This window comes from Cupriavidus taiwanensis (assembly GCF_900250075.1).
Taxonomy (GTDB): Bacteria; Pseudomonadota; Gammaproteobacteria; order Burkholderiales; family Burkholderiaceae; genus Cupriavidus; species Cupriavidus taiwanensis_C.
Genome location: NZ_LT977070.1, coordinates 2,031,605 through 2,049,380, shown reverse-complemented (window position 1 = coordinate 2,049,380; position 17,776 = coordinate 2,031,605). Strand labels below are relative to the sequence as shown.

Annotated in this window: 13 protein-coding genes; 10 read left to right on the top strand and 3 right to left on the bottom strand. The window is 66.5% G+C overall.

What is annotated here, in order from left to right:
• Positions 1-56 precede the first annotated feature (56 nt).
• On the bottom strand, positions 57-953 hold the full coding sequence (gene galU, locus CBM2588_RS09470) for a UTP--glucose-1-phosphate uridylyltransferase GalU (RefSeq protein WP_115681450.1): 897 nt from the start codon (positions 951-953) through the stop codon (positions 57-59).
• A 508-nt stretch (positions 954-1,461) separates the two neighbouring features.
• On the opposite strand from galU, the gene CBM2588_RS09465 reads away from it, so the two are divergent.
• Genes CBM2588_RS09465 through CBM2588_RS09435 form a run of 7 tightly spaced genes read left to right on the top strand, consistent with a single transcriptional unit; the run spans position 1,462 to position 10,059 of the window.
• Complete coding sequence (locus tag CBM2588_RS09465) at positions 1,462-2,601, top strand: polysaccharide biosynthesis/export family protein (protein WP_018005665.1); 1,140 nt, start codon at positions 1,462-1,464, stop codon at positions 2,599-2,601.
• Positions 2,598-3,035 carry a low molecular weight protein-tyrosine-phosphatase gene (locus CBM2588_RS09460; RefSeq protein ID WP_115680324.1) on the top strand — a complete coding sequence of 146 codons (438 nt, stop codon included), beginning with the start codon at positions 2,598-2,600 and terminating at the stop codon, positions 3,033-3,035. The genes CBM2588_RS09465 and CBM2588_RS09460 overlap by 4 nt, the downstream gene beginning before the upstream one ends.
• 21 nt (positions 3,036-3,056) lie before the next feature.
• Positions 3,057-5,291, top strand: a complete 2,235-nt coding sequence (locus CBM2588_RS09455) for a polysaccharide biosynthesis tyrosine autokinase (protein ID WP_115680323.1) — start codon at positions 3,057-3,059, stop codon at positions 5,289-5,291.
• Positions 5,292-5,294: 3 nt separating this feature from the next.
• Positions 5,295-6,374 (top strand): hypothetical protein, encoded by a 1,080-nt coding sequence (locus tag CBM2588_RS09450; protein WP_115680322.1) that lies wholly within the window; start codon positions 5,295-5,297, stop codon positions 6,372-6,374.
• On the top strand, positions 6,337-7,566 hold the full coding sequence (locus CBM2588_RS09445; protein ID WP_115680321.1) for a polysaccharide pyruvyl transferase family protein: 1,230 nt from the start codon (positions 6,337-6,339) through the stop codon (positions 7,564-7,566). The genes CBM2588_RS09450 and CBM2588_RS09445 overlap by 38 nt, the downstream gene beginning before the upstream one ends.
• A complete protein-coding gene (locus tag CBM2588_RS09440; RefSeq protein WP_115680320.1) occupies positions 7,563-8,765 on the top strand; it encodes a lipopolysaccharide biosynthesis protein in 1,203 nt (400 codons plus the stop codon). The genes CBM2588_RS09445 and CBM2588_RS09440 overlap by 4 nt, the downstream gene beginning before the upstream one ends.
• Complete coding sequence (locus CBM2588_RS09435; protein WP_115680319.1) at positions 8,752-10,059, top strand: hypothetical protein; 1,308 nt, start codon at positions 8,752-8,754, stop codon at positions 10,057-10,059. Before CBM2588_RS09440 ends, CBM2588_RS09435 begins: the two co-directional genes overlap by 14 nt.
• Before the next feature lie 20 nt (positions 10,060-10,079).
• Here the strand turns inward: CBM2588_RS09435 and CBM2588_RS09430 are convergent, their stop codons facing one another.
• Both CBM2588_RS09430 and CBM2588_RS09425 read right to left on the bottom strand, forming a co-directional pair.
• Entirely contained in the window at positions 10,080-11,192 is a 1,113-nt protein-coding gene (locus tag CBM2588_RS09430; RefSeq protein ID WP_115680318.1) for a glycosyltransferase, read from the bottom strand.
• A 44-nt stretch (positions 11,193-11,236) separates the two neighbouring features.
• Positions 11,237-12,616: an undecaprenyl-phosphate glucose phosphotransferase gene (locus CBM2588_RS09425; protein WP_115680317.1), complete on the bottom strand. Its 1,380-nt coding sequence runs from the start codon at positions 12,614-12,616 to the stop codon at positions 11,237-11,239.
• Between the two features lie 660 nt (positions 12,617-13,276).
• On the opposite strand from CBM2588_RS09425, the gene CBM2588_RS09420 reads away from it, so the two are divergent.
• The 3 genes from CBM2588_RS09420 to CBM2588_RS09410 all read left to right on the top strand — a co-directional run bounded on the left by CBM2588_RS09420 (position 13,277) and on the right by CBM2588_RS09410 (position 17,190).
• Positions 13,277-14,098: a transcriptional regulator gene (locus CBM2588_RS09420; RefSeq protein WP_115680316.1), complete on the top strand. Its 822-nt coding sequence runs from the start codon at positions 13,277-13,279 to the stop codon at positions 14,096-14,098.
• Between the two features lie 74 nt (positions 14,099-14,172).
• The gene (locus CBM2588_RS09415; protein ID WP_172583577.1) at positions 14,173-15,882 is read left to right on the top strand and encodes a hypothetical protein; all 1,710 of its coding nucleotides are present in this window, start codon (positions 14,173-14,175) and stop codon (positions 15,880-15,882) included.
• A gap of 186 nt (positions 15,883-16,068) precedes the next feature.
• Entirely contained in the window at positions 16,069-17,190 is a 1,122-nt protein-coding gene (locus tag CBM2588_RS09410) for a hypothetical protein (RefSeq protein WP_115680314.1), read from the top strand.
• The last annotated feature ends 586 nt before the right edge of the window (positions 17,191-17,776 follow it).

The window sequence follows — 17,776 nt, the reverse complement described above, 5'->3', positions numbered from 1 at the left end:
TGGCGGCGGCCTCGTGGTTGCTGTGCGGTTCGGAAGGGGCGTGGGGCAGGAGACCGTCAGGCCGCCAGGCTGTGCAGCAGCTGGGGCTCGCGCTGCTCCAGGTAGCGGCGGAACTGTGCGCCGGTTTCCTGGTGCTTCAGCGCAAACTCGACGGTCGCCTTGAGGTAGCCCAGCTTGCTGCCGCAGTCATAGCGCGTGCCGTGATAGCGATAGGCCAGCACCTGTTCCTGGCTCAGCAGCGACTGGATCGCGTCGGTCAGCTGGAACTCGCCGCCGGCGCCGGGCTTGAGCGCGCGCAGGTGGTCGAAGATGCGCGGCGTCAGGATGTAGCGGCCGACCACGCCAAGGTTGGACGGCGCCTCTTCCGGCGCGGGCTTCTCGACGATGCCCGAGACCTTGATCACGCCTTCGGCCCACTCGCGGCCCTCGACCACGCCGTAGGAGCGGCTCTGCTCCGGCAGGATCTCTTCGACGCCCAGCACCGAGCAGTTGTAGTGGTCGTACGCATCCACCATCTGCTTCATCACCGGCGGCTGGCCGTCGATCAGGTCGTCGGCCAGCATCACGGCGAACGGGGCGTCGCCCACCAGCTTGGCCGCGCACAGCACCGCGTGGCCCAGGCCCAGTGCTTCGGACTGGCGCACGTAGAAGCATTCGACGTTGGCCGGCTTGATCGAGCGCACCACGTCCAGCAGCGCCTGCTTGTTCTTGGCCTCGAGTTCCACCTCCAGTTCGAAGGCCTTGTCGAAATGGTCCTCGATGGCGCGCTTGGAACGGCCGGTGACGAAGATCATCTCGGTGATGCCCGCGGCCATGGCTTCCTCCACGGCGTACTGGATCAGCGGCTTGTCCACCACCGGAAGCATTTCCTTGGGGCTGGCCTTGGTGGCCGGGAGGAAGCGGGTGCCCAGGCCTGCGACCGGGAAGACGGCCTTGCTAACGCGACTTGTCATTTCAATGGTTCCCTTCATAAGGTTCGGCAACGCCTGGGGCGTTTGCAGGGATTGCAGCGACGTCTGGCTTCATCCGACGGCAAAGAAAGAGGGTGTAGGCGCAACAGGGAATCAATCGCCTACACCCTTAAGTCGGCACGGGGTGCCACCCGCGATTGTGCTGCGTCGCACCACCCGCGGTACCCCTCACGCGTTGGGACGGAATTCGTTTCCACTCTGATGGGGGGATCGGAAACTTGGTAAAAACGCCGGCCGCGCCTTGAAGATGTAGTCCCGCGAGCCATAAACTTCGCCGGTCATTTACGGATGACGCAGTGCGGAAAAGAGCGCGCCCAGCGCGCCGGGCACACACCAGTCAACACCGCCAGGTTCAGATCCGCGGGCGTACAACAAGCGGACAGGCCCCTCAGCGGGTGCCATGTCGAACCGGCGGAGTCACCGCTGCGCATCGCGACAGCGGTGGCGGCGGGCCATGCGGGTCTTCTTGCAAACAAGGGAATCATCGAGAGTGCTAAAGCTTTCAAGCAGCTTGAGGTTTGGCAGGGCCGTCATGTGCCTGGGGATCGTTCCGTTGCTGGCATCGTGCGCGCTGGCGCCGGGCATGCGCTTCGATCCGCAGCGCCCGCTGGATCCGGAGGACCCGCAGTCGGTGCCCAAGGTCACGCAGATCACGCCGGCGCTGGTGCGCACGCTGAAGGCCGCCACGCCGCCCGCGAACGCCGGCGTCGAAGCCTTGTTCGGCGAGCCCGGACCTTATACCGTAGGCGTCGGCGACATTCTCTCGATCGTGGTGTGGGACCATCCGGAGCTGGTGTTCCCCACGCAGACCTACTCGATCGGCGCCGCCTACGAGATCCCCAGCTACAGCGGCGCGGCCAACATTCCCGGCTATGTGGTCAGTCCGGCGGGCACCATCCAGTTTCCCTATGCCGGCGTGCTCAAGGTGCTCGGCCAGACCCCGGACCAGATCCGCGGGCAGCTGAGCACCCAGCTCAAGCCGGTGGTGACGATGCCGCAGGTCACGGTGCGCGTGCTGGCGTTTCGCAGCAAGCGTGTCTACCTCGACGGCGAAGTGAAGACGCCGGGCCCGCAGAATATCGACGACGTGCCGATGACGCTGGTCGAGGCGCTCAACCGCGCCGGCGGCATCAACGTGCTGACCGGCGACAACAGCCGCATCCGCATCTCGCGCGAGGGCAAGATCTACTACGTCAGCCTGCCGGCGCTGCTGCAGCAGGGCATCGATCCGGCGCGCATCCTGCTGCGCAACGGCGACATCGTGCGCGTGGAGCAGCGTGAGGACAGCAAGGTCTTCGTGACCGGCGAAGTCGTCAAGCCGACGCCGGTGATGCCGCGCAACGGCCGGCTCACGCTCAGCGAAGCGATCGGTGAGGCCGGCGGCCTGAATCCCAATTCGGCCAACGCCAAGGAACTCTACGTGATCCGCAAGGCCGCCGACGGCGAGGCCGAGGTGTTCCACCTCGACGGCAAGTCGCCGGTCGCCTTCGCCCTGGCCGAGGCCTTCGAGCTGAAGCCGCGCGACGTGGTCTATGTCGATGCCGCGGGCGTGGTGCGCTGGAGCCGCGTGATCAACCAGCTGGTGCCGAGCGGCAACTTCTTCACCTCCACCGCGAACGCAGTCAAATGATCAAGACCGTACTCGTGGTCTGCATCGGCAATATCTGCCGCAGCCCGATGGCACAGGGCCTGCTCAGGCAGGCGCTGCCCGACGGCGAGGTGGTCTCCGCCGGCCTGGGCGCGCTGTCCGGGCACGCGGCGGATCCGCATGCGGTGGACCTGATGAGCCGCCAGGGCGTGGATATATCCGGGCACCGGGCGCAGCAACTCAATCACGTGCTGATCCGGCGCGCGGACCTGATCCTGGTGATGGACGGCGCGCAGCGGCAGGAGATCCAGCGCCTGCACCCGGCCACCACCGGGCGCGTGTTCCGCCTGGGCGAGCTGGAAAAGTTCGATGTGCCCGATCCCTACCGCCAGCCCCGTGCGGCATTCGAGAGCGCGCTGCAGCTGATCCAGCGCGGCGTGGAGTCCTGGGTGCCGCGCATCCGGGCCCTGGGTTAAACCGATACCGTCCTGCTTGCCATGAACCAGTCCACTTATATTCCCGTCGCGGCGCCGGCCCAGTCGGACGAGATTGCCGTCGTCCGCTACCTGGACGTGCTGGTGGCAAACCGCTGGCTGATCGCGGCCATTGCCTTCGCCATCCTGACGCTAGGGGTTGCCTACGCGTTCCTGGCGCGCCCGGTGTACGAGGCCAATATCCTGGTGCAGGTCGAGGACAGCCAGAACAGTCCCAACGGCCTGCTGGGCGATGTCTCGTCGCTGTTCGACGTCAAGACGCAGGCGACCGCGGAAATCGAGATCCTGCGCTCGCGCATGGTGGTCGGCAAGGCGGTCGACAACCTGCGGCTCTATATCGATGCCAAGCCGAAGTATTTTCCGCTGGTCGGGCCCTGGATCGCCAGCCAGTCGAAGGGGCTGTCCGAACCCGGCCTGTTCGGCATGGGCGGCTATGCCTGGGGCGGGGAAGCGATCGAGGTGCCGACCTTCGACGTGCCCGAGGCGCTGCAGGGCGAGAACTTCCTGCTGGTGAGCCTGGGCGATGGCCGCTACCGGCTCGAGCAGAGCAGCCTGGACCAGCCCATCGTCGGCCGCGTCGGCGAAGCGGTCGAGGCCAGCCATGCGGTCGGCGAGATCCGGCTGCTGGTGACGGCGCTGAAGGCCAAGCCGGGCATTGCCTTCAACCTGGTGCGCCAGTCGCGGCTGAAGACGCTGGAACAACTGCAGCAGCAGCTGAACATCGCGGAGAAGGGCAAGCAGAGCGGCGTGATCGGGGCCTCGCTGGAAGGCAATGACGCCAGGCTGACGGCGGCGATCCTCAACGAGATCGGCGACGAGTACGTGGCGCAGAACATCAACCGCAAGGCCGCGGAGGCGGAGAAGTCGCTGCTGTTCCTCAACAACCTGCTGCCGCAGCTGAAGGGCGAGCTCGAGCGCGCCGAAGTGAAGTACAACGCCATGCGCAACGAGCGCGGCACCTTCAACCTCAGCGAAGAGGGCAAGGCCTTCCTGCAGGAGAGCGTGACCGCCGAAACCTCGCTGCTGGAACTCAAGCAGAAGCGCGCCGAGCTGGTGACCCGCTTTGCCCCCGGCCATCCGTCGATGCAGGCGGTCGACAAGCAGATTGCCGCGCTGGCCGCCAAGGCGGGGGCGGTAGCCGGCCGGGTCAAGACCCTGCCGAACCTGGAGCAGGATACCGTGCGCCTGATGCGCGACGTGCAGGTCAACAATGACCTCTATGTCGGCATGCTGAACAATATGCAGCAGCTCAAGCTGGTGAAGGCGGGCAAGGTCGGCAGCGTGCGCCTGGTCGACACCTCGCCGGTGCCCGAGGAGCCGGTCAAGCCGAAGAAGGCGCTGGTGATCGTGCTGGCGGCGGTGCTTGGCCTGCTGGCCGGGGCGGTGGTGGCCTTTGTCCGCAATGCCCTGTATGGGGGGATCACCGATCCCAAGGACATCGAGGAACACACCGGACTCAGCGTCTATGCGACCGTGCCCCAGTCCGAACACCAGCTCACCATCAGCAAGGACATCCAGGCGCGCAAGCGCGGCCACTACCTGCTGGCCGACCGCTTCCCCAACGAGCCCTCGGTGGAAAGCCTGCGCAGCCTGCGCACGTCGCTGCAGTTCGCGATGCTGGATGCGCCCAACAACCGCGTGCTGCTGACCGGTGCCACCGCCGGCGTGGGCAAGTCCTTCGTCTCGGTCAACCTGGCCGCGTTGATGGCCTCGGGCGGCAAGCGCGTGCTGCTGGTCGACGCCGACATGCGCAAGGGCTACCTGAACCAGTATTTCGGCAAGGACCGCGAACCCGGTTTGTCCGACGTGCTGGCCGGCAAGCTGGCGCTGGAAGACGTGATCCACCGCGACGTAGTGCAGGGACTGGACTTCATCGGCACGGGGACGATCCCGCCGAACCCCGCCGAGCTGATGCTGAAGGAACGCATGGTCAGGCTGCTCGAGGAGCTCAGCGCGCGCTACGACATGCTGATGGTCGACACCCCGCCGGTGCTGGCCGTCGCCGATGCCGCGATCCTGGCCGAGCGTTGCGGCACGGTGTTCCTGGTCACGCGATTCGGCAAGAGCTCGATCGGCGAGATCTCGGAATGCGCCAAGCAGCTGGCGCAGGTCAACGTAAGCGTGAAGGGTGTGATCTTCAACGGCCTCGACCCCAACGCCTTCCGCTACGGCTATGGCTCCAAGTACGGGCGCTATCGCTATGCCTACTACGGCTACTCTCAGAGCGAGAAGGCTTAAGCCATGCAAGCCGCGCGACTGGACCGCGACTGGGTGCTGGCCGAGCGCGGGCTGGCCACGGTGGCGAGCCTGGTGCTGAGCCTGCTCTACCTGGTGATCTATTTCTTCGGCCGCGACGCGCTGCCGGAAAAATGGGTCACCGATTCCAACAAGATGCTGGAATTCCTGGTCAGCGGCTCGACCGACCTCGACGATTCGTTCGCCGCCACCGCCAAGGTGTTCTCGGTGTTCGGCGCGGAATATGTGAATGTGGTCACCGCCACCGTCGGCGTGGCCTATCTGGCGATGGCGTCGAGCCGGGTGGCGAGCCTGCGTGACCTGGCCACGCGCTGGCTGTTCGTGCTGCCCTGCATGCTGCTGAACCTGCTGTCGCCGGGCAAGGAAACCGTGGTGATCGCGATGTCGATCGTGCTGGTCATGGGCGGAATGTCGCGCGGCGTGTCGTTCCGCGCGCTGGTGGTCATGACCATGGTGCTGTACGGTTGCTACGCGCTCTTTATCCGCAATTACTACGCGATGATCCTGGTGCTGGCGCTCGGCATCCGCGCAACGGCGCGGCTGAGCCCGGCATGGAAGGCCATCGTGCTGGCCTGCGTGGTGGGCGCGATCCTGGTGGCACCGTCCGAGATCCTGTATATCCTGCAGTCGCCGCGGGACATCTCGAACAACTATGCGCTGAGCATCGGCAGCGACAACCGCACCATGATCTGGAACCTGTATCCGCCCACATCCGGTGTCAATTTCATCGTCAACTACCTGTACGCGGCGGTCATGTTCGTGTTGCCGGTGATCAGCTTCCGCGCGCCGGTCGACCTGGCCATGATGCTGATGCATGCGGCAATCCTGCGCGTGGCGCTGCGCGGCTTGTCCGGCACGCCGGCGGCGACCGACGCCGAGCGCAAGCGCCGCTGGTTTGCCACGCTGGTCGTTGCGCATATCCTGGTGCAGTTTATCTTCGAGCCTGACCTGGGCAGCTATGTTCGCCACCTCACCTCGGTCAGCCTGTTCCTCATCCCTTTGCTAACAGCCTTGCCGGCCAAACAAGATGAAGCACGTCGTCATATGCGCGGTGCCATACAGTGACAACCTCGGCGATGCGGTGATCGCCGAAACGCTGGGCCACCTGATCCGCCAGGCCGTGCCGGATTGCCGGGTCAGCTACCTGGACATCGCCGGGCGCACCCGGCTGGGGGAAAACTCGCTGAAGAAGGGCCGCCTGATGCGGATCTTCTCGCGGCTGCCGGGCTGGGCCCGTGTGCCGGTGCTGACCGCAGCCATCTGGCTGAAATACCGGCGGCAGTGGCGCACCCGCTGGCAGCAGCAGCTGGCCGATGCCGATATGGTGGTGGTCGGCGGCGGCCAGCTGCTGTGCGACGTGGACCTGAACTTCCCGCTCAAGCTCTACCTGCTGGCCCGGTGCCTCGGCAAGGACGCCAAGGTTGCGCTGGTGTCGGTGGGCGTGGCGGCCGGCTGGTCGCGGCTGGGGCGCTACCTGGTGTCGCGCTTCTTTGCGCTGGCGGCGCCGCAATTCGTCTCGGTGCGGGATGAAAGCTCGCGCCGCAATATCGTTGGCCTTGGCGCGGGCGAGCCTTGCGACGTCGCCATCATCCCCGATCCCGCCATCCTGAGTGCGTCGCTGTATGCGGAGCACGGGCTGGCGAAGCGCTGGGACGTGGGCATCTGCGTCTCGGACGTCGAGTCGCTGCACTACAACGCGGACCTGGTCGCGGTATCGGAGCAGGGCGCGGGGCTGGGCATGTTCGTGGAACTGGTGCACAAGTTGCGGCAGGGCGGTCAGCGCGTGGTGCTGTTCACCAATGGCGCGGAGGAAGACAATCTCGCCGCGGCCACGGTCAGGAGCCGGCTGGGCGCGGAAGCTGCGGACGGCGTGGATTACCTGCTGCCGAAGTCGCCAGCGGAGCTGGCAGCGATCATCGCGGGCTGCCACAGCATGGTCGGGCACCGCATGCACGCCAACATCATTGCCTTCAGCTTCGGCGTGCCGTCAGTCGGCATTGTCTGGGACACCAAGGTCGCGTCGTTCTTCAAGCTGAGCGGGCGCGGCGATTTCGCGGTGCGGCAGAGCGCTGGCGCCGAAGACGTGATTGAACGGCTGGCCTACGCGCGTTCGCTGGGGGCGGCGCAGTTCAAGCGCTCGGCGCGTCTGGGCCGCGACATCAGGCAGGGGCTGGCGCTGCTGTTCGACCAGAAGCTGGCCGTGCCGGCCGCGCCGGCGCCGCTCCGGGCGGCGCCTTCGCTCGAGGGGGCGCCATGATGCGCCGCATGCTGCCGGCGCTGGGCGCGGTGTTCGAGCAGGCCGCGTATACGGCGGTGCAGTTCGGCATCAACGTGGCGCTGGCCCGCTCGATGGATGTGGCGGGCTATGGGCTGGTGGCGGTGGTGCTGTCGCTGGTGGTGTTCATCAACATCTTCTATGTTTCGTTCCTGCACGAGCCGGCGCTGATCGAGGGGATCAAGCTGCGCGTGCGCTTCTCGGCCGAGGTCGCGGTGCTGACGGTGTTTCCGGTCGCGGCCGGGTCCATCCTGTACCTGTACGGGCATGGCCTTAGCACGTCGGCCTGTGCGGCGGCGGCGGTGCTGTTCGCCAGCTACACCGCGTACTGGGTGCTCAGGACCGTGGGCGCGAAGACGCGCGGCTATGCCGGGCTGCTGATCTGCCACACGCTGATCGGCGGCGGCGTGGCCATGATCGGCCTGGCCTCCGGCACGCAGCCGGCGCCCGCGGCAATGCTGATGCTCGCGGCCGCGATCCTGTTGCCGACCGTGGTCGCGGCCGCCACGCTGCGCCGCCGCGGCCGCCTCGAATTGATCCCGGGCCGGCCGGAGTCGCCGCGCCAGTGGCTGGGGTTCGGTGCCAGCTCGGCCAGCGCGCAGCTGATGAGCTGGCTGGTCGGGCCGGGCCTGGTGGTGCTGCTAGGCTCGCTGGGACACTTTGCCGACTCGGCCAAGTTCCGCATCCTGCTGACAGTGCTGCTGCCGGCCCAGTATGTCCTGATGGCGCTGGGCTACCACCTGATGCCGAGATTCGCGGCGTCGTTCCGGCAGGACGACACGCGGACGCTGGCCAGGAACGCGGCCGGCTTCGTGCTGGGCGGGGTGATGCTGTCCGGCGCGCTGAGCGTGCTGCTGCTGCTGTTTGGCGACCAGCTCGTGGTCATGCTGTTCGGCGCGGCCTATGGGGATCTCGACGTGCGCTTCTTTTCGCTGTTTCCGATCGTGTTTGCGGTGGTGATGTGCCTGCGTACCTTGCTGAAGTCGTTCGGCATGGCGCGGGCGATCTTCCTGGCAGCGGGCATCGGCCTGCTGGCGGGCATCGCGCTGGGCGCCTGGCGTTATCCGCAGCTCGACTATCTCGTGGCGGCGCAGATCATGCTGGTGTCGTTCCTCGTCATCGCGCTGTTCCAGACCGGTGCGCTCGCCATGGGCGTACTGCGCAGGCATGCCGCCGCGTAGCGCCGCATCGCCGCGCCGTGGGGCGCAGACGCGCGCGCTGGCGCTGGCGGCGCTGGTCGCGGTCTCGGGCTGGTGGCCCGCCCGGCCTGCGCATGCCGAGAACGGGCAGGCTTCGGGCCGGATTGCGTCGATGCCGGCCTTTGCCGTGCAGATCGATCCGGCCACGGTGTCGGCGCGCGACTTCGCCGAGATCCGGCGCCTGGGCTTTACCCATGTGCGCTTCGGCGTGCGGCCCGAGGTGGTGCGCGGGCACCTGGCGCCGCAGCGCTACGCGCAGGTCATCGCCCAGGCACGCCAGGCCGGCCTGCAGATGCTGGTTACGCTGTATGGCGGGCGGTATATCTGGGGCGACCAGGGCGAGGAGGGTGGCAGCGATGCCAGCGAGGCCAGGTTCGCCGCGTTCGCCAGCCAGTTCATGCAGCGCAACGCGGGGCCGGACCTGTCGTACGAGATCTGGAACGAGCCCGACAACAAGACCTTCCTGCATCCGTCGGTACCCATTTCGCGGCTGATCTCCACCGCCGGCAAGATCTGCGACGCGCTGGCGCAGGCCGGCACGGCGCCGCCCCCCGCCGTTTACCTGTTCGGCCTGGCGCGCATGCCCGGGCCGGCAAATCCGGTGGCGGAACAGTCCTTGTCGCACCTGCTGACCGATCAGCGCCTGGGCTGCATCAAGGGGCTGAGCGTCCATCCGTACCGCGCCACGCCCGAGACGCTGCTGCGCGACTATCGGCAGCTGGGCGGCCGCATCCGCAATTCGCCGCGTCCGGGCGCGCAGCTGATCGTCAGCGAATGGGGCTATGCCTCGTACCTGCCGGTGCGCAGCGAAGCCACGCAGGCGACGCTGATCGCCAGGCAGGTGCTGGCCGGCGTCATGGCGCAAGCGCCCATGCTCGGCATCTACGCGTGGCGCGACCGCGGCCAGGCGAGATGGGATCGCGAGGCGAACTTCGGTCTGCTCAGGAACGATGGCTCGGAGAAGCCGGTCATCGCCATGCTGCGCGACGTGCTGGGCCTGTTGTCCGGGGCGCAGGACGCGCAATGGCGCCAGCGCCAGGACAGCTTCGTGCTGTCGCTGCGCAAGGACGGCGCGGTGCATCGCATTTATTGGGGGCCGCAAGGCCGGGCGCTGTTGCGCGAGGCGCTCGGGCAGACGGGGTCGGACGGCTGCAAGGTGAGGGCGCTGGGCACCGCCGCAGGCGCGCGCCCGTGCGCGGCGCTGCAGGACGGCACCGTGCTTGCCGACGCGGAGATGCTGCTGGCGAGCTGGCCCGGCGGCACTGCGCCGCCCTGACCAGCGCCGTCGGCGCGGTGCTAGGCAAGCAGCGCGCGTGAGTAGAAGGACTCGAACTTCCTGGCCTGGGTCACGATGTTGAACTCGGACTTGGCGCGCGTCACCGCTTGCTCGGACATGGTTTGCCACAGCGTGGCATCGCCGACGATGGCTTCGATCGAACTCGCCATCGAAGCGGCGTCGTCCACCGGCACGATAAAGCCGTTGCTGCCATCGACGATGATGTCCTTGATGCCGTCGACGTCGGTGCCGACCACCGGGATCGCCAGCGCATTGGCTTCCGCCAGCACGTAGCCGAAGCTCTCGTAGTGCGAGGTCAGCACCACCACCGCGGCATGCGCCAGCAGTTCCAGCAGCTCGGAGCGGCTCATCCAAGCGATCGCGGTAATGTCCTTGCCCTCGACCAGCCCGCGTTCCTCCAGCATGGCATCGAGCGTGGCGCGGTCGTTCTCATAATGGCCGTAGCCAACCAGCATGAACTCGATGTCGGGACGGCCCTGGAACAGCTTTGCCACGTCCAGGAACATGGGGATGTTCTTCTGCGGGCTGATCCGCGCCACCATGATCACGCGCTTGACGCCGGCGCCCAGCTGCCGTTCCACCGGCACGGAGCGGGGCTCGACGGCATTCAGGATGGAATGCGCGCGCTCGCGCGGCAGGCCCACCTCATGGATGGCGCGGTCGCGTTCCGACGGCGAGGTTGCCAGCACCGCGTCGGTGAGCCGGTGCAGGAAGCGCTCAGCCATCAGGAACACGCGCCGCTTGATGCCGCGCAGGCCCAGGTAATAGTAGGCATGCGGGGTGTAGACCACGCGCACGTCCAGGCCGATGCAGGCCAGCCGTCCCACCAGCCCCGCCTTGGAGCTGTGCAGGTGGACGATCTGCGGCGCCACGCGCTTTACCAGCGCGCGCAGGTTCAGTGCCGCCTTCAGGTCGTTCAGCGGATCGAGCTTGCGCGGAATCGGCAGGTAGCTGACGCCGAAATTGCGGGCATCGGCAACCGCCGACACCGAGCATTGCTTCGGCAGCGCGAAGTGGAAGCTGATGCGCTCGTCGTTGATATGGGAGGCCAGCAGGTGCAGGTAGGTCTCGACACCTCCCAGGCACTCTGTGACATGCAGGACTTTGATCATTGGCTTGCGGTTAGATGGCGTCACGGGAAGCGGATGGCTGTGGCTCAGTAGGCGTTGCTGCCCATCCAGCCGCGGAAGGCGGTCCAGAAAATGATGCGCAGGTCGAGCCAGAACGACCAGTTGCGGATGTAGAAGATGTCGTGCTCGACCCGCTTGGCCATCTTGTCCAGGGTGTCGGTCTCGCCGCGGTAGCCGTTGATCTGCGCCCACCCGGTGATGCCCGGCTTGACGCGGTGGCGCAGCATGTAGAAGTCGAGCTGCTCCTTGTACATGTTGTTGTGCGCCATCGCATGCGGGCGCGGGCCCACCACGCTCATCTCGCCCTTCAGCACGTTGATGAACTGCGGCAGCTCGTCCAGGCTGGTGCGGCGCAGGAAGGCGCCGATCGGCGTGATGCGGCTGTCGCCCTTGGTGGCCTGCGTGACCACGCCGTGCTCGGCATGCACCTTCATGCTGCGGAACTTGTAGACGTGGATGACGCGCCCGTCCAGGCCCAGCCGTTCCTGCTTGAAGAACACCGGCCCGGGCGAGTCGCGCTTGATCAGCACCGCGATCAGCAGGAACAGCGGCGACAGCGCCACCAGCACCAGCGCGGCGAAGGTGCGGTCGAAGAGGGCCTTGATGGTGCCGCGCACCCCCAGCGAAGGCGGCTTGTTCATCTCCACGGCGGGCATGCCGAGGAAGTTGCCGACGTTGTGGTTGAGCAGGTCGAAGTCGAGCACGCTCGGCATCCACTTGATGTCGATGAAATCATTGCGCAGCGAGAAGGCGATCTCCTGCATCAGCCGGTGCTCGCTCATCGGCAGCGTCAGCCAGATCTCGGCAATGCCGTGCTCGCGCGCGAACGCGGCGATGTCGGCGCTGTCGTTGATGCGGCGGCGTCCTTCCGGCGTGGGCTCGCCTTCGGCGGCATAGATGCCGCTGATCTTGTAGCCGGTGGTGTGGCTGGCAGTGGCGCGGCGGTACATCTCCTGGCCGGTGCGGCCGAAGCCGACGATGACGACGCGCTTGTTGTTGGCGCCGGCAACGCGCAGCAGGTTGAGCACGGCCCGGCTGACCACGCGCAGCGCCACCAGTGCCGCCAGCGCGAACAGGTACCAGTACACCATCCACAGGCGCGACAGCGAGTCGGTCTGGTGCAGCAGGTAGGTCAGCAGCAGGCTCACCAGCCAGACCAGGCTCCAAGCCGACAGCAGCCGCGCGGCGAGCGAGAACAGGCTGCGTCCGCGCCACGACGTGTACACGTCGAAGCCTGGCAGCACGATGAAGGCAATGGCACAGGCAAAGTACTGGATGAACTGGTGGATGGGGGCCTGCGCGGTGTCGAACCGCACTTCACTGGCCAGGATTGCCGCCACCCAGATGGCGCCGGCGTCGAGCAGGCGAGCCATCAGCGCGAGCTGATCGTGGTGCCTGGCAAACATATCGCGATAGATACCCAATTGCTTCTCCCAGAAGCGTTGAGTAATGGGCGCCCATGCGAGTGCCCACGCCCTTGTTGTCTCCTCCGAACTCCCGGTCCGCGCGAAGTGGCGGCCAGGCTCGTCGCATGGCATGCATCTGACTGTGCATGCTCATGGCGTGATCAAGCAGAGTCGTGCGGGGCTGCCTTGCGGCAGCGGTTCCATGGTGTAGCGGCGGTCAGCGCATGACCTGCCACGGGCCGCATCGGTGAGGGCCGTCCATGCAACTGCAACGCTCTCGTTCTGCCGGTGCGCTGAAGGCCCCGGCGTGCTCCGTGTTTTCAGGAGCGAATAGTGCGATGCGGCCAAAAGCGTCGGTACCCTTCATCGGAAGGGAAACTCCGGACGCGTGTGAAGCGGCCTCGCGCCGGTGCCTGCGGCGCAAATCGTGGCGGATGTGATCCACTTTCGCGCGTTTTTTCGCGCGCGAAAATGCCGCCATTCGCGCTTGCGCGTTACCCCGCGCAAGGAGGGAAACGACAGGGCAGCGCACCCCTCGCTGCGGGGGTGAGAATAAAAAGCGATGACGAGCGGGTCCGGAACCGCCGCCCTGGTGCGAGGCACCGGCACGGCGGATGCGGTGCAGCGTCCGGGCATCCTTCACTCCACCGCGGTAGAGGAATGAGAAAGAACACAGAGCCACTGACGGTCTTCACGCGCGAACAGCTGGATTCGTATTTCGCGTCGTACGTAGGGATGGAAGGCGGCAATCCAGGCGCTGCGGTCTGGTTCTGCGACAGCTCTCCGCTGCCCGGCGTGGCGCCGCTGGCGGGCCCGCTGGTTCCGCATGCGCGGCCCACCGCCTGGGATGCCGCCTACCGCTACAAGTACCGGCACCACATGGAGCGCTGGCAATCGCACCAGAGGATCGCGCGCATCATGGCCGCCGCGCGCGCCAGGGTGTTCAAGACCACCATGGGCGAGCAGGACTGGAAGCATTACTTCGACCATCACCTGTACGGCCCGCAGGGCGCCGAGTTCAAGCTCAGCCTGTTTCCGCTGCCGGCGCGGGTGACCGAAGAAATCCCGTGGTCGAAGGCGTTCCGCGGCCAGCCGGAACTGTTTCCGCGGCAGCGCTATCTCGACCTGTGCCGCGCGGGCCGGCGCTTTGCCTTTATCGACGGAATTCGCCGGTTGTGGAAGCCGAAGGTGGTGATATGCCTGGGCGAGCGCCATGCCGACGACTTCGCGCAGGCCTTCGGCCTGGCGCAGGCGCACGCCACCGACCACGTGCTGCAGCCCGCCGACCAGCCCAAGACGCTGCGCGTGCTGGAACGCGACGGCACCACGTGGCTGATCTGTCCGCCGCTGGCCGGAGCCGGGGGAATGATGTCCGACGTGCTGCTCGACGCGATGGGGCAGTACCTGTCGCGCTGGCTGCGCCCGGACGATTTCTCCGGACACGTCATCGGCATGGCGCAGGAGCCGGTGAGCCAGCCATGAACCCTCGCCAGCGAGCGTCATGGACGCCCTCACCATGTTTCGTCGTAGCGATGTATTGATCTCAGGAGAGCAGCGTGCAAACTAAAACCCGGAACATCTTCATGCTTGGCATCATGGCAGGCGCGGCGGCAACGCTCGTGGCTTGCGGCGGCGGCGACGATTCGCCAGCGCCTTCCCAGCCGTCCCAGCCCTCTGCCACGGTAAGCGGCAAGGCGGTGGACTTCTACCTGTCGGGCTCGACCGTGACCTTCCTCGATTGCGAGAACAAGACCGCGGTCACCAATGCCACCGGCGACTTCACCTTCCCGGCAGGCTGCACCAAGAGCGCGCTGAAGCTGACCGGCGGCACCGATGTCGGCACCAACCTGCCGTTCGCCGGCGTGCTGCAGGCCCCGGCGATCGATTACCGGGAGGGCGTGACCCAGGTGGTCTCGCCGCTGACCACGCTGGCGGTGCAGCTGGGCGCAGGCCAGGTCGCGCCGCTGGCGACGGGACTGGGCCTGGCAGGCAAGGACCTGGCCACGCTTGACCCGATGCAGGATGCACAGGCGCTGCGCGCGGCGGTCGTGGTGCAGCAACTGGTCGACCACGTCTCCAAGACCCTGACGGGCCTGGGCGCGGGCGGCACGCTGACGCCGGCCGATTCGGCCGCGGCGGCGTCGAAGGCGGTTGCCACCGCGGTGGCAAGCGCGGCGGGCACGGCGGATCTGAGCAGCGGTGCGCTGGTGGCGGGCGTGGTGTCCAGCGCCGTGCAGAACGCGCAAGCGGGGCTGCCCACCAGCCTGCAGTCGAACATCGGCGCCGTGGCCACCAATGTGGCCGCACTGGCCGCGCCGGTGATCGCCAGCGAAGTGGATAGCGTCAGCACCGCGCTGGAAGCGATCGACGTCAGCAGCAGCCCCACCGAAACGCTGTCGGCCCTGATCGAGGGCGGTTCGATCAACATCGTCACGCAGAGCGCCCAGACGGCCACGACCACGGCGCTGGTGCAGGCGGTGCCGGCTGGCGCACTGGCCAACGCGGCGAACGCGGCGGGGCTGGCGCAGCTCGGCGACGCGGTATCGAGCGGCAGTGCCGCACAGATCCAGCAGGTCGCCGCGAATCTCGGCGGCGTGGTCGACGCCGGCGCCATCAACAGCGTGGCCGATGCGGTCCGGCTGAAGAACTCGCTGGTGCTGTCGAACCTGACCATCAACGGTGTGACGCAGCCGATCACCGACACCATCACTGCCACCGGCGGCTCGCTCAATGCGATCCAGGTCGGCGTGGCGCAGAATGGCGACGCCTTCAACGGCGGGCCGACGCAGGTGCGCGCGGGGCTGAGCTACACCTATAACGGCAACCAGGTCGATGTCATCATCGAGAACGTCACGCTGACCTTCAACGGCTCGCAACTGGTCGACGCGGTGGTGCCGGCCAACACCGCGTATTCGTTCCGTGTCAGCGGCAACCTGTCGGTTGCCGCAAGCCTGACCAACGCCGCTGCCGACAGCCTGTTCTCCAGCGCCAACGGCGGCTCGCTCAACCTGCCGTTCACCACCTTCCTCGGCAAGCTGCGCTCTTCCGGCGCGCTCAGCCAGGCGCAGGTCGACGCGCTCACCCCCAAGGCGACCAGCACCTTCCCGGTGACCTTCGCCACCACCACCGGCCGCCCCGGCCGGGACGTGCGCGTGGGCATGCTGGTCAACAACGACGTCGCCTTCGCCAAGACGGCGCTGGTCAAGACCGACGCAGAGATGGTGGTCGGCGACGGCCTCAAGACCACGGTCACGCTCAACCCGTGACCGGCGCGTAGCGCCGCAGCAAAGGCCTTCCGCCCGCACGGGGAAGGCCAGGCTCCCGGTCATCCGGACGCGCGGTGCATGTGGCATGCGTCGCACCCACGATGACCGGGTCATGTTGTGTCTGCGCCGGCCGCTTCGGCGGAACGCGCCGCGCATGAGGCTCGCCCAGTGGCCTCGGAGTTTCCTATGCAGCTGCTTCGAAAGCGCCGGCTGGACCAGGCCTGCGCCCTGATGCTGGGGCTGGGTGCCGTCGGTACCGCCAGCGCCGCCCCGGACGATGTGTTCATGCAAGCCGAGCCCGCCACCGGCGAGTTCAGCTCGGTGCGGGTGGAGGCCAGCTACGACATGGTCAACCGCAGCGTCGATGTGTTCAACCTGCGCGGGCGCCAGGGCCCGGTGTCGGACAACGCGGGCGACTACAGCGGCGGCAAGCTGATGCTGGGCTACAAGTTCTCGCCGCACTGGTCGGGATCGGCCACCTACTGGCGCCGCGGCATCGAGTACGGGCAGGACCGCAACCACATCGATACCTGGATGGTGGCGATGCACTATGACCCGCTGGCCGAGGCCGGCGCGCGCGATCGCATCATGCTGCGTTTCTCGCTGTGGGGCGACCACGCCGGCAGCCTGAACCGCTCGTCGCCGGTGATGGTCCGCAACACCACGTTTAACAGCCTCACGGTGAACAACGCCAATGACGTCCAGGCCCAGGCCGACGTGATCTTCTCCGGCGAGCTGAGCGAGCGCAACCAGCTCACCGGCTTTGTCGGGCTCGGCATCAGCCGCGTTTCGGTCGGCAGCCTCAATACCCGGCTGCAGCGCGGCAACTGCAATTTCAATGTTGCCATCGGCTCGGACAATCTCGCCAATGGCCAGCTGGCGGCGCCCTGCAACGTGGGCAACGTCACCCTGCAGTCGGCATCGTTCTCCGTCAACGCCAGCCAGTTCGGGCTGGATTTCAACGACGATTTCAACTACACCGCCGGCTACCTGAACCTGGGTGCATCCTGGCGCTGGAAATACGACCGCTTCGCGGCGCGCCTGGGCTACCAGTTCCAGTACCTGCTGCGCAGCAATGTCGACAGCCGCGCCGAGACCTATGGCAACGCGCCGATCAAGTCCAACCATACGCTGGGGCTTGAACTGTCGTACGGGGTGGCCAAGAACGTGGAGGTGTTCCTGCGCGGGCAGGCCTCCCTGTACAACTTCGTCGGCACCATCCCGTTCCTCTACAACGCGACCACTGCCGGCAAGCTGGACCGCTACTACGGTTACGGCTCGATCGGCATCCGGTTTTCCGGGTTCTGACCCGCACCCGGGCGGCACCGCCCGGTTCCGTTAATCCGTCAGCTGTTTTTTATCCCCTCCGTCGAGGGGATGGAAAATCGCACCCAAAATATATTGCGCCGCAGCAGATCGCTTATTTCAGACCTTAGAAGATTGAAATTCCTATATCGAGGGTCATTGGATAAAATCATCTCAACGAGAAAGGGCCGTAGAGCCCAATATCAGTCGAGCCGGCACCGGCATGGTGCGTTTGGTGAGCGACGGGTGGTTTATCCCGGTGCGCGACACCTCGGCCAGGTTTTGAAACATTTGTAATTTTTTGTATTTTCTGGGGGAAGAAAAATAATGAATATGCTTCGGCCTGTTTAAATCCGCACGGACGTAATACGTCTGGTCGGGGCCAGCAGTGGCTCCCGAGATTCCCGCGACCGGACCGCCTGCCACGGCGGCCGCGCGCCGGAACACGCCTGTTCCCATCACGCAAGTGGGCAGTTCAGGACATTATAAAAAACCGATGGATGCATGCCGCTCGGGGGAGGGGCATTGCCCGTCCGTCTATTTCCCTGCCTGAAAAAGAATTTGCTTATGACCACGGCAGTACGTACGC

Coding starts and splice junctions, on each gene's coding strand:
- CBM2588_RS09425 (WP_115680317.1), bottom strand. CDS start 12,616: ATGTTTGCCAGGCACCACGATCAGCTCGCGCTGATGGCTCGCCTGCTC.
- galU (WP_115681450.1), bottom strand. CDS start 953: ATGACAAGTCGCGTTAGCAAGGCCGTCTTCCCGGTCGCAGGCCTGGGC.
- CBM2588_RS09435 (WP_115680319.1), top strand. CDS start 8,752: ATGCCGCCGCGTAGCGCCGCATCGCCGCGCCGTGGGGCGCAGACGCGC.
- CBM2588_RS09430 (WP_115680318.1), bottom strand. CDS start 11,192: ATGATCAAAGTCCTGCATGTCACAGAGTGCCTGGGAGGTGTCGAGACC.
- CBM2588_RS09420 (WP_115680316.1), top strand. CDS start 13,277: ATGAGAAAGAACACAGAGCCACTGACGGTCTTCACGCGCGAACAGCTG.
- CBM2588_RS09440 (WP_115680320.1), top strand. CDS start 7,563: ATGATGCGCCGCATGCTGCCGGCGCTGGGCGCGGTGTTCGAGCAGGCC.
- CBM2588_RS09445 (WP_115680321.1), top strand. CDS start 6,337: ATGAAGCACGTCGTCATATGCGCGGTGCCATACAGTGACAACCTCGGC.
- CBM2588_RS09460 (WP_115680324.1), top strand. CDS start 2,598: ATGATCAAGACCGTACTCGTGGTCTGCATCGGCAATATCTGCCGCAGC.
- CBM2588_RS09455 (WP_115680323.1), top strand. CDS start 3,057: ATGAACCAGTCCACTTATATTCCCGTCGCGGCGCCGGCCCAGTCGGAC.
- CBM2588_RS09410 (WP_115680314.1), top strand. CDS start 16,069: ATGCAGCTGCTTCGAAAGCGCCGGCTGGACCAGGCCTGCGCCCTGATG.
- CBM2588_RS09450 (WP_115680322.1), top strand. CDS start 5,295: ATGCAAGCCGCGCGACTGGACCGCGACTGGGTGCTGGCCGAGCGCGGG.